Origin of the sequence: Aquimarina sp. Aq78, from assembly GCF_900299525.1 — a bacterium.
Classification (GTDB): domain Bacteria; phylum Bacteroidota; class Bacteroidia; order Flavobacteriales; family Flavobacteriaceae; genus Aquimarina.
Map to the genome: position 1 here is coordinate 229,030 of NZ_OMKA01000003.1, position 12,592 is coordinate 241,621.

Here is a 12,592-nt window from a genome sequence, read left to right on the forward strand (position 1 = left end):
TTTGTTTTTGAGAACATTTATTAGAAAACAACGTATTGCATTACAACAAAGTACAAACAATTGTTATCTTTGAAAAGAAGGTAGCTCTTTTTAATTATACGCTATACCATTAATTTGATCACGCAATTATATCATTCTCACTCATGAAAAAATCTATTATACTCTCGTTACTTTTTCTTTTTACAATCTCTATTTCGGCACAGAATGATGTCGAAAAAGTAAAATCTACTGTTTCTAAAAGTAAAATTGAAGGGCATATTTATTTTCTGGCTTCAGATGAACTAAAAGGTAGGCAAACCGGAAGTCCAGAAAACAAAATTGCTGCGCAATATCTGGCTAATATGCTACGAGGATATGGAGTAAAACCAATTCCCAAGACAACCAGTTATCTTCAAAATGTAGAGCTGGAGAAAACATCTGGAGCTACAAAGACTGAATTTAAAACAGGGGCTTTAACTCTTAATAAAATAGCTACAGTAGCATCGGGAAATGCCAATTATAAAGGAAAAGCTGTTTTCTTAAATCATGGTCTAGAAGAAGATTATAATACTATTGATGTAAAAGGGAAATATGTAATTACTATTATAGGAACTAAAGACAATAAAAATATCAGACCTGCTTTTTCTACAGCTAAAGAAAAGAATAAGCTTGCCAAACAAAAAGGTGCTATTGGTATTATAGAGGTTGCTAATTTTGATGATCCTACATGGATGAGATTAGATCATTATCTCAATGGTGAAAAAATGATTGTTGCTGATCAAAATAAAGATTCTGACAGCTTTTCTCATACATGGATAAATGACCAAAATGAAGATATAAGTAAACTCTTTGTAAAAAATAAGGAGATTGATATAGAGTTTACAATTGAAGGAATCAAAAAAAGTGCTGTTGCCTCACAAAACGTGGTTGGTTATGTAGAAGGTTCTGACCCCAAACTTAAAAATGAATATATTATATATTCTGCTCACTACGACCATGTAGGTATTGGTAAAGCTGTTGAAAATGATTCGATTTACAATGGAGCCCGGGATAATGCCGTTGGGACTGTTACTGTGCTTTCTGCGGCAGAAAACATTGCAAAATACCCAACCAAAAGATCAGCACTCTTTATCCTTTTTACAGGAGAAGAAAAAGGTCTTTTAGGAAGTAAGTGGTATGTGGATCACCCGGTAATTCCTTTACATCAAATGGTATATTGCTTTAATAGTGATAATGGAGGCTATAATGATACAACACTCGCAACTATTATTGGTCTAAGCAGAACAACCGCACAAAAAGACATTGAAGATGCTGCTACCAAATTTGGACTAAAAGCCATTGATGATCCCGCTCCTGAGCAAGGGTTATTTGACCGGTCTGATAACGTAAATTTTGCTGCAAAAGGGATTCCTGCACCTACTTTTAGTATGGGATTCACCGCTTTTGACGAAGAAATCACAAAGTACTACCACCAAGTTACTGACAATCCCGATACCTTAGATTATGACTATTTATTTAAGTTTTTTCAGTCGTATGTTTTAGCATGTAGAAACATAGCTAATAATGCAACAACTCCTTTTTGGATAGAAGGAGATAAATATTATGAAGCTGGTAAAAAACTGTATAAGAAATAAGAATAAAGTAATTACCATATAAATACTATAGCATATTTGATTATTTGATAATAAAATGAAGTAAAAATTTAGAATTTTAAGAGATTTTATCATTTTTTTAACATAATAATATCATAAAAGGAGTATTTAAGCGTTAATTTTACAACACCCCTTTTTAAGATAATTGTTAAAGCACTATACAAATACATATGACAATAAACGTAAACCGGATTTAATTGCATAATGTGTAAGTGACATAGTATGTAATTCACAAAATCGTTAGATTATGAAAAATTACATACCCCTTCTATTCCTATTTTTCTCATTTTTAATATTTCCAAATAATAGTATTGAAACGTATTCATACGAAATTACTATTGATCAAAGTCAAACCCCTCGTGATCGTAAACTTTCTACAGAAGAAGTAAAAGAAAGAGGTCTTGATCTTTTGGCGAATCAAATTGTCGAAAATATTGATGAAATTGATTTACGCAAAACAGCAAGATCTGCGATTTTTGAAACATCTTATGGTTTCAGATGGAAAATGGTTAATTTACATACCGGTAAAGTAATCATTGTAAAAGTTGATAAAAACTTTCATCTTATTTCTGCACGAAATAGAGACAAATCAAAGGTTATGATACCTTAACAAAAACAGATAACAAATAAATATTTTTTCTTTCTACCATTTCTTTTATTGAACACATTGAGACTACTTCAAGTATTACCTTATACTCTTGAAGCAATATTTCTATGCTTTGGGGTAACTATTTAATTCTTTTATCTATACTTTTATCAATCATTTACTAAACTTATGATTTCTTAATAGCGCTATCGTATGAATGTAAGTATTAAAAAAATAGGAGCCATATCTGGCCCTGCAATTTTTTTTCTTGTATTATTTTTTTTTCACCCCGATGGTTTAAGTAAAGAAGCCAATGCTATACTGGCTAGCACATTATGGGTTGCTATATGGTGGATTACAGAAGCTATTCCTATTGCTGCCACTTCGCTGTTGCCCATTGTTTTATTTCCGTTATCTGGTGGCTTAGATATCAAGACGACGACTGCAGCATTCGGCAATCATAATGTTTTCTTATATGCCGGTGGATTTATATTAGCTATTGGAATAGAAAGATGGAATTTACATAAACGTATCGCATTAAGCATTATAAATGTTATTGGTACTAATGTTAAAACAATGATTCTTGGCTTCATGATTGCTACGGCATTTTTATCTATGTGGATTTCTAACACTGCAACATCTGTAATGATGTTACCAATTGGTATTGCCATAATCACTCAACTTACTGATAACCCAAATACTATCGAAGATGAAAATAAAATCTTCGGAAAAGCACTAATGCTTGCCATAGCATATAGTGCATCTATAGGAGGAGTTGCCTCACTTATTGGAACTCCTACTAATCTTATTCTGGCAGGAATTGTTAAAGAAGTCTATGGTTTCGAAATAACGTTTACTAATTGGATTATTATAGGTTTGCCCATTTCTATAGTGATGTTATTCATCTGTTGGCGTTATTTGGTTCAAATAGCTTTTTCTTTTAAACAAAAAGAATTTCCGGGAGGGAAAAATGAGGTGAAAAGACAATTAAAAGAATTAGGTAAAATATCTTTTGAAGAAAAACTGGTACTTGCAGTATTTATATTTACCGCTTTTGCCTGGATTACAAGGTCCTTTTTATTACAACCTATTTTTTCGGCTATAGATGATACTATAATTGCTATTACCGCAGCATTACTTCTTTTTCTTCTACCCAGTCGGGAAAAAGGAAAACCATTAATGAACTGGACATCTGCAGTAAAATTACCATGGGGTGTACTTTTACTTTTTGGCGGTGGTCTTGCTTTGGCTGCAGGTTTTAAAGAATCGGGATTAGCACTGTGGATAGGTACGCAAATGACATTATTGCAAGGAGTTTATTTGATTACTCTTTTAGCTTTTATCGTTACAGCTGTAAATTTCTTAACCGAAATCACATCAAATGTTGCCACTACGTCAATGTTATTACCTGTTTTGGCATCGATGGCGCTATCGCTTGATGTACATCCATTTATTCTTATGGTAGGTGCAACAATCGCGGCATCATGTGCGTTCATGCTTCCCGTAGCTACTCCACCTAACGCAGTAGTATTTGGTTCGGGTTATTTAACCATTCCTGATATGATGAAAAAAGGATTTTGGCTAAATATTATATCCATTATTCTTATTATAGTAATCACTTACTATCTGCTTCCTTATTTCTGGGATTTTGATCCTTCATCTTTTCCACAGGAATTTAAAAAAGTATAATTACAGTCTATTCTATAAGCATCTTTTTTATAGTCTCATAGTCCTCCATGTATTCCCAGTATATAATTCTATTGTACGCATATTTTATTAAAATAAACTTTTCGCTGATCGATAGAATTCTACTAACCGCTACTATTTTTTTTGAAGCCTCTTCTACTTCTACTTCTTCTGTAATTTCTCGATTTCGAGCATCAAAGCCGTGAAGGATTGTATGATTCTTAAGTGTAAGCTCTATAAATTTCATTATAAATATGATTTTTAATCTTTCAAATTTACCTCATTTTACCTTAACACGCCTTTAAGACTTTAGCGTATTCATTTTATTTACTTTAGGCTTTTCAAAGTCAATCTATTAGAGCGTGTTAAAAATACTCTTCCTTATTATCAGTCTTCTTTACAGTATTTCTGGTATTTCACAAGAAAATATAACACTTACCTATACAGGTAATATGGGTGTTCTTATATCTAATGATCAATCTTCTGTACTAATTGATGGTTTACACACAAAATATGGAGACGATTATCTATTTCCTTCTGAAGAAGTAGTACATAAAATCAATACCAGATTTAAACCTAACGCTATTTTATTTACCCATTATCATGGGGATCATTTTAGTGCTTCATTATCTCGAAAATATTTAGACTTAAACAAAAAAGCTATTCTTTTTGGGGCAAATCAAATCACTAAGAATTTCTCTAAGTTTAAAGGTCGAACATTTACAATTGTTACAAAAGACTATACAAAACAAACTATAGACATTGGTAAGATCAAGGTTACTGGACTTAAAATAAATCATGCTGGCAAGAGGCATGTAGCCGTAGAAAATGTGGGCTACATAATCCATATCAATAACAAGAAGTTTTTGCATGTAGGAGATACCAACTGGCTCGAAGAAATTGGTTTATTTAACGAGTTAAAATTACGTGATGAAGATATCGACATTGCTATTCTTCCTTATTGGATGCTTTTACAAGATGATGCTCCAACATTGATCAAAAAATATATCAACCCGAAAAAGGTAATTGCTACCCATATTTCACCAAAAATAAAAGAGAAAGAGCTTTTAGATTTAAAAAATAGATATCCCGAGATACATTTTCTCACAATATTAGAACAACAAATACAACTATAATTAATTCACAACCAAAAAAATGAAAAAACAAATATTTTTACTGTTACTACTAGGTGTGATTTCTACGTTATCCGCTCAGAAATTTACCATGGATCTTATTAAAGATAATACTCCGCGTAATATAGGTCCTGGGGGAATGAGTGGTCGTGTCACTGCTATAGATGTGGTAACTACCAATCCTGATATTATATATGCAGGAACCGCTTCTGGAGGGCTCTGGAAATCTACTTCTGGAGGAATAAAATGGGCTCCCATTTTTAATAATGAAGCTACTGCTTCTATTGGGGCCGTTGCTATCCAACAATCAAATCCATCGGTAATCTGGGTAGGTACAGGAGAAGGAAATCCTAGAAATAGTCTTAATGGTGGATATGGTATCTATAGATCTCTGGATGGTGGTAAAAACTGGAAACTTATGGGGTTAGAGAAAACCCGTCACATACATAAAGTGATCATAGATCCTACTAATCCTGATATTGTTTATGTGGCAGCAATCGGATCTCCCTGGGGAGAACATCCTGAAAGAGGAGTTTTTAAAACTACCGATGGAGGTGCTACCTGGACCAAAATCCTATTCAATAATAATAAAACCGGAGCTGCAGACCTTGTCATGGATCCTACAAACCCTAACAAGTTAATAGTTGCCATGTGGGAACATAAACGTGACCCCTGGTTTTTTAATTCGGGAGGAGAAGGTTCTGGTCTTTACATCACTCATGATGGAGGAAAAAACTGGGAAGAACGTACTGATAAAGACGGGCTTCCAAAAGGTAATTTAGGTAGAATAGGATTAGCAATAGCAGCTAATAAACCTAATATTGTTTATGCATTGGTCGAGGCCAAAAAGAATGCACTATACAAATCAACAGACGGAGGGTTTAAATGGAAAAAAATTAATGATAAAAAAGATATCGGTAATCGTCCTTTTTATTACTCTGATATATTTGTAGATCCACAAAATGAGAATAGAGTATATTCTGTATTTACCTATGTAAATGTTTCTGAAGATGGTGGTAAAAACTTTACGCAGTTAATGCCGGCTTATGGTGTTGATAATGGTGTACACCCCGATCATCATGCATGGTGGATTCATCCTAACGATGGAAATTATATGATCGATGGTAATGATGGCGGACTAAACATCACTCGTGATGGAGGTAAATCCTGGCGTTTTATAGGAAACCTTCCTGTTGCACAATTTTATCATATTAATGTAGATAATGAATTCCCTTATAATGTATATGGAGGTATGCAGGATAATGGTAGTTGGAGAGGCCCTGCTTATGTATGGAAAGCACAAGGAATCAGAAACTCATACTGGCAGGAAATATCGTTTGGTGATGGATTTGATGTTGTACCGGATAAAGATGACTCACGATATGGATGGACGATGAGTCAGCAAGGATATGTAAGTCGATATGATTGGATGACGGGTAACAACTATACCGTGCGCCCTACTCACCCCGATCCAAAAGTAAAATTGCGTTTTAACTGGAATGCAGCAATCAATATTGATCCATTTGATAATAATACAATCTATTTTGGAAGTCAATTTGTGCATAAGAGTACAGATAAAGGACTTACCTGGAAAGTGATATCTCCTGATCTTTCGACAAACAATCCCGAGAAGTTAAAACAAGCAGAAAGCGGTGGATTAACGATGGATGCTACAGGTGCAGAAAATCATTGTACAGTTTTGGTTGTTGAGCCATCACCACTAGAGCAAAATATGCTTTGGGCAAGTACAGATGACGGTCGAGTACATATCACTCAAAACGGAGGAACAAACTGGACCGATGTATCTAATAATATAAAAGAACTGCCAAAAGGAAGCTGGATTGTACAAATCAAAGCCTCAAACAAAAAGAAGGGAGAAGCACTTTTGGTAGCTAATGATTATAGAAGATTTAACTATACGCCATATGTATTTAGAACTACGGATTACGGTAAAACATGGAAACGCATTGTTGATCAAGGCGACGTAAAAAGCTATGCCCTTAGTATCGTTGAAGATCCTATAGAAAAAAACCTATTATTTCTAGGTACCGATGATGGGTTATACATCTCTCTTAATGCAGGAAACAGTTGGACAAAATGGACCAAAGGTTTTCCTACGGTATCTGTAAAGGATTTGGTTATACAGCCTAGAGAACATGACCTGGTTATTGGTACTTTTGGTAGAGCTGCCTGGGTATTAGATGATATACGACCATTAAGAGCATTAGCAAAAAACAGTGCTATTTTAAATCAAAAACTACAGCTTTTCGAACCTCCGATAGCATACCAGGCTGCTTATCAACAACCTACTGGTAGTCGTTTTGGAGGAGATGCCTTATATAATGGTGAAAATCGTGACTATGGAGCTCTTATTTCATATTACATTAAAGTAGAAGAAAAGAAAAAAGAAGAACCAAACAAAGAAGAGGATAAAAAAGAAGGTGATGATGAGGCTGATCCTGAGAAAGAAGAAGCCAAGGTGAAATGGGATTCTATTCATCTTAAAATTTATGACGGAGATCGTTTGATTAGAACTTTAAAAGAAAAAACTCCAGATTCTACAGGGTTTCATAAAACAAAATGGTTTATGGATGAAAAAGGTGTTGATCGACCTTCGCGAAAAATCCAAAAACAAGATAGAGAACCCGGTGGTGTTGGTGTAAAACCAGGGAAATATAAATTGACACTAGAATATGGAGATCAAAAATCTGAGACCATGATAGAAGTAAAATCTGATCCCAGATTACAAGTATCCCAGAAGAATATCAATGAAATTTATGCAGCTTCAAAAAACATGGAAAAAATGAGGCAATCGGCAGCAGATGCTGTAAAACAATTGGTAGAAAGTAAAGATATAGCCTCAAAATACCAGAAAGAGCTTAACAAATTAGATAAAAAGAAATATAAAGATCAGATTAAATTATCTAAAGACATTTCTAAAAAAATAGATAGTGTAATTGCTATCTATCTTGGTAAGGAAGATAAGCGTCAAGGGATCACTCGTAATCCAGAAGTAACTGTGATGCAACGCATGGGTACTGCTGGATGGTATACAGGTAGTCGCCAAAATGGATTAACTTCTACAGAAAACACCTTGATAAAACAAGCTAAAGATGCATTACAAGATGCGCTGGTAAAGACCAATGAATTCTTTATAAACGATTGGAAACCTTATCGCGAAACTATTGAGAAGCTAGATGCTTCTCCTTTTAAAGAAATTAAGAATTTTAGTTTAGAATAATAACAGACAAATAAAACACTCATGAAAAAACTACTCACACTTAGTATGGGTTTGCTCCTCTTCTACTCTTGTAAGCAAGAAAAAAAAGAGGAAATCGCTCAGCCTATTAAAATCGACCAGTATTCCATAGAACAATTTATGGATAATGAAAATGCATTTTCGAATGGATTTTCTGCAGATAAATCCAAGGTGCTTATGACAAGCAACCGTTCAGGGATTTATAATATGTATACAGTTTCTACCAATGGTGGTGAACTTATACCTGTAACCAAATCTGATAGTGCTTCGGTTTTTGGGTTATCATATTTCCCCGAGGATGATAGAATCTTATTCAGAATGGATGGTAATGGTGATGAAATACATAAACTCTTTATCAAAGACAGTTCGGGTATCAAACGTCTGACTCCCGAAAAGAATGTAAGAGCCTCGTTTAGAGGATGGGCCAAAGATGGCAAAAGTTTCTTTTATGCCACTAACGAGCGAGATCCTAAATATATGGATCATTATGAGATGGATATTGCTGATTTTACATCCAAGTTAATTTATCAGAATACCGATGGGATGGATTTTGGCGGAATGTCTGAAGACAGAAAGTATATAGCGCTTTCTAAGTCTATCAATACTAATGATAATGATCTTTATCTATTGAATACCGAAACCAAAGAAAAAGTTAAGATTAACGATAACTTAAGCGGAAACTCACCAGAGGATTTTTCTCCAGATGGTAAATCATTCTATTATACTACAGATGATAATGCAGAATTTAGTTACCTAATGAAGTATAATCTTGAAGATGGTAGTAAAGAAAAAGTTTTGGAAAAAAACTGGGATATTTCTGGTTTTTACTTCACCCGAGACGGAAAATACCAGGTAATGTTTACCAATGAAGATGCTAAGACAGTTATGGAGGTAAAAGAAGTAGCCACAGGTAATACTATTGATTTTCCTGCTATTGAAAATCAGCAAATTAATAGTGCACGGTTTTCTAGAGATGAATCTATGGCATTACTTAGCGTTGGTGGGTCAAATACACCTACCAATTCATATTCTTATGATCTTGCAACCAAAAAATATCATAAGCTTACAGATGTTTTAAACAAGGATATCAATGCAGATCATTTGGTTACTTCTGAAGTAGTTCGTTTTAAATCTTTTGATGGGTTAGACATTCCTGCTATATATTATAAACCAAAACAAGCTACTGTCGATCATAAAGTACCTGCATTAGTTTGGGTTCATGGTGGTCCTGGAGGGCAATCCAGACAAGGATTTAATTCTATAATCCAATACCTGGTAAACCACGGGTATGCCGTGCTAGCTGTTAATAATAGAGGTAGTAGTGGTTATGGTAAGACTTTTTTCAAAATGGATGATCAAAATCATGGGGATAAAGATCTAAAAGATTGTGTTGCAGGAAAAGACTGGCTGGCAAAACAAGATATTGTAGATGCCGATAAAATAGGAATCATCGGTGGTTCTTATGGAGGGTATATGACTATGGCAGCACTTACTTATACTCCAGAAGAGTTTAAGGTTGGTGTAAATATTTTTGGAGTTACAAATTGGTTAAGAACATTAAAAAGTATTCCGCCATGGTGGGAGTCTTTTAAAGAAGCATTGTATACAGAAATGGGAGATCCAAATACTGCTGATTCTGTTCGTTTACGACAAATTTCTCCTCTTTTTCATACCGAAAAAGTTACAAAACCATTAATTGTACTTCAAGGAGCCAAGGATCCCAGAGTTTTAAAAGTAGAATCTGATGAAATTGTAGAAGGAGTTAAGAAAAGCGGTGTTCCTGTAGAATATGTGTTATTTGAGGATGAAGGACATGGGTTTGTAAAAAAAGAAAATCAAATCGAAGCCTATGGTAGAATTTTGAAGTTCTTAGACAAATATTTAAAAAGCGCAGGTACCGAAATGATTAATGACGGTAAAACCGAATCTACTAAGATTGATTCGGAATCCTAAGAAGAAAAACTTAAAGTTTTCCATAGAAAAATAAAAAAGGCTGCCTGTACAGGCAGCCTTTATAATTGGGGTCAATTTTTATTATTATTTATAAATTATTTTACAAAAATCTTTTGAGTAAGTGTTTTACTATTAGTAATAACTTGTACAAAATAGATACCCGTAGATAACTTACTAATATCTACTGTTTTTCTTACTACATTTCCTCCCGGAGGCGTTTTAAGATCTAAGATTTCTAATGTTCTTCCGTTTATATCCTTGATACTGATTTGAGAAGAAGATTTTGCATTACTAATTTCAAGATTTAAAAGATCTTTTGCTGGATTAGGGAATGCTTTAAATTGCAATCCTCCTGCTGGCCCATCTCCTTTGAAAGCAGAAGAAAATGCTCCTCCACAAGCGCCTAAGTTAGTCCATCCTGTAGCGGTTCTTTCATATAGATATCCATTATAGGTTACACGGTCACCCACATTATATACAGTACCAGAAGAATATGGTGCTACTCCCGCACAAGGATCGGTTGTTGTAGTACATGGTCCTAAATTAGTCCATCCTGTAGCAGTTCTTTCATACAAAGATCCATTATAGGTTACTCGATCACCAACACTATAGTTAACATTTGGAGACCAAGGAGCTACACCATCACAGTTACCGCCACCACTACTACAATTTCCTGAAGAATTATAGGTGGTTTGGCCACAAGTCATTGTAAAATTATCTACTGTATCTCCTCCAGAAGCTTTTTTGGCTTGCCATGCAGTTCCTACTGTAGTATTTGCATTATACGAACCTCCAGCATTGGCAGATCCCTGTAAAGAATTATTCTGATAATATTGTAAGGTACAATCTGTATTATTGGTAAATGTTACAGATATAGCATCTCCTGTATTACACCCACCACCATCACAAGTCTGTAAACAACTTGATCCTGCAATATAATTACGGATTACATTAGCAGGTTGCGAACCAAATCCTTTGTTGAAATTTACTCCAACACTGGTTTGCGGGCAATAACTCATAATAGTTCCTCCTCCAGAAGGGTTTCCGGGTACCGAACAACTTCCTTCTGTAAAACCTGAACAACCATCTATTGCTGTATTATTACCATTCCATACACATGCATGTGTATGTCGTGATCCTACATTATGTCCTGTCTCATGAGATATTAAGAATACATCAAAAGAATAGGTAGGTATATTTTGATAACTACCTTTGATACCAGAAACCGCAGCTTTTCTTGATGAGTTACATAGTGTTCCGATTCCTCCGGCTAGTCCTCCTCCAAAACTATAATTCACCATATGGGCTAAATCTCCATTAATACCGTTTTGGTTTTTATAGCTGATATAGCTATCAAGACTATTGTTGGTAAACGGTTGATTAGAAGTCCAAGCTTTGGTACCCGATAATTTAATAGATATTTGATCATTTGCATATAGAGCAGCTACTTGATTAAATACAGCTTCGATATAATTAGAAGCTGCCTGAGCTCCTCCTTTATCGCTAACAATATCTGTACATATATCGAAGAATATTTTTACGCACTTTGCAGCGGCTTTACTTTGTGGGTTATCAGCCAATTCTTCAATCGTGTATCCTCCTTTTTCTATATCGTCCTCTACCTGACAAGAAAAATCATATAAATAACTAATTTCCTTATCCTTATAGAGGATATGATTCTTACTATTTTCTACAGGTCCAACTACCATATTACCATCCTGACCATCGATACTAATAAAACCAGATACTTTATCTTCATAAAAACTAATAGCTACCAGAGAGTTAGTCTGGCCTTTTACTACACCTCTGTAGTGTGCTATGTTATCACGAGAAAGCACCTTACCCGAAGGCATATCTATAGCCGAGAAATCGTCTGTTCTAATGCTCACTTTAACAAGGTCGAGTGACATTGCTGATTTCTGCCCCGGAATACTTAAGTTCATCGTATTCGGGAAATTACCTTGTAAAGATTTCATTTTACTTTGATCTAAAGAAAGTAACACATAATCCTTAAGTTCTTTCGGAATTTGTAAATTACTTTTTTTAGCAGTTGTAGTAAAAAGTTCGGTGTTTTCAAAATTTGAGCCCGAGGATTTTTGCTGGGCTACTAGTTCACTGGGCTTTTGTGGTTGAGTTTGCGCAAAGCACATTACCGTAAAAAAGGCAATGGCGATTGTTAATATACGTTTCATTTTTTTGGTTTTAAGGTTTGAATCTTTAATTAATAATGGCTGACCCCGAACCACTATTTTAAAAACTCAAAACAGTTTGTGTATCATAAAGTTACAAACTTAATACCTACCCAAAAAGGTTACTAAGCATTATTTGCAAATTGCACTAATTA

General features: G+C 34.5%; 8 protein-coding genes. 6 read left to right on the forward strand and 2 right to left on the reverse strand.

What is annotated here, in order from left to right; all coding sequences use genetic code 11:
* Window positions 1–143 precede the first annotated feature (143 nt).
* From DG435_RS05975 to DG435_RS05985, 3 genes are all read left to right on the forward strand, one after another.
* Window positions 144–1,613, forward strand: a complete 1,470-nt coding sequence (locus DG435_RS05975; RefSeq protein WP_106793472.1) for a M28 family peptidase — start codon at window positions 144–146, stop codon at window positions 1,611–1,613.
* Between the two features lie 265 nt (window positions 1,614–1,878).
* Entirely contained in the window at window positions 1,879–2,241 is a 363-nt protein-coding gene (locus DG435_RS05980; RefSeq protein WP_106793474.1) for a hypothetical protein, read from the forward strand.
* 189 nt (window positions 2,242–2,430) lie between these two features.
* Window positions 2,431–3,906 (forward strand): DASS family sodium-coupled anion symporter, encoded by a 1,476-nt coding sequence (locus DG435_RS05985; protein ID WP_106793476.1) that lies wholly within the window; start codon window positions 2,431–2,433, stop codon window positions 3,904–3,906.
* Window positions 3,907–3,913: 7 nt separating this feature from the next.
* Here DG435_RS05985 and DG435_RS05990 read toward each other — a convergent pair whose 3' ends face one another.
* Window positions 3,914–4,150 (reverse strand): hypothetical protein, encoded by a 237-nt coding sequence (locus DG435_RS05990; RefSeq protein ID WP_106793478.1) that lies wholly within the window; start codon window positions 4,148–4,150, stop codon window positions 3,914–3,916.
* Between the two features lie 115 nt (window positions 4,151–4,265).
* Here DG435_RS05990 and DG435_RS05995 point away from each other — a divergent pair, with 115 nt between their 5' ends.
* The 3 genes from DG435_RS05995 to DG435_RS06005 are packed head-to-tail and all read left to right on the forward strand — an operon-like array spanning window position 4,266 to window position 10,248.
* Window positions 4,266–5,039, forward strand: a complete 774-nt coding sequence (locus tag DG435_RS05995) for an MBL fold metallo-hydrolase (protein ID WP_106793480.1) — start codon at window positions 4,266–4,268, stop codon at window positions 5,037–5,039.
* 19 nt (window positions 5,040–5,058) lie between these two features.
* Entirely contained in the window at window positions 5,059–8,277 is a 3,219-nt protein-coding gene (locus DG435_RS06000) for a hypothetical protein (RefSeq protein WP_106793482.1), read from the forward strand.
* A 21-nt stretch (window positions 8,278–8,298) separates the two neighbouring features.
* Complete coding sequence (locus tag DG435_RS06005; protein ID WP_106793483.1) at window positions 8,299–10,248, forward strand: S9 family peptidase; 1,950 nt, start codon at window positions 8,299–8,301, stop codon at window positions 10,246–10,248.
* Between the two features lie 95 nt (window positions 10,249–10,343).
* Here the strand turns inward: DG435_RS06005 and DG435_RS06010 are convergent, their stop codons facing one another.
* Window positions 10,344–12,440 (reverse strand): M12 family metallo-peptidase, encoded by a 2,097-nt coding sequence (locus DG435_RS06010; RefSeq protein WP_159025643.1) that lies wholly within the window; start codon window positions 12,438–12,440, stop codon window positions 10,344–10,346.
* Window positions 12,441–12,592: the final 152 nt, after the last annotated feature.

Excerpts from the sequence above, each read along its gene's own strand:
- DG435_RS05975 (WP_106793472.1), top strand. The coding sequence starts at position 144 with ATGAAAAAATCTATTATACTCTCGTTACTTTTTCTTTTTACAATCTCT.
- DG435_RS05980 (WP_106793474.1), top strand. The coding sequence starts at position 1,879 with ATGAAAAATTACATACCCCTTCTATTCCTATTTTTCTCATTTTTAATA.
- DG435_RS06000 (WP_106793482.1), top strand. The coding sequence starts at position 5,059 with ATGAAAAAACAAATATTTTTACTGTTACTACTAGGTGTGATTTCTACG.
- DG435_RS05990 (WP_106793478.1), bottom strand. The coding sequence starts at position 4,150 with ATGAAATTTATAGAGCTTACACTTAAGAATCATACAATCCTTCACGGC.
- DG435_RS06005 (WP_106793483.1), top strand. The coding sequence starts at position 8,299 with ATGAAAAAACTACTCACACTTAGTATGGGTTTGCTCCTCTTCTACTCT.
- DG435_RS05985 (WP_106793476.1), top strand. The coding sequence starts at position 2,431 with ATGAATGTAAGTATTAAAAAAATAGGAGCCATATCTGGCCCTGCAATT.
- DG435_RS06010 (WP_159025643.1), bottom strand. The coding sequence starts at position 12,440 with ATGAAACGTATATTAACAATCGCCATTGCCTTTTTTACGGTAATGTGC.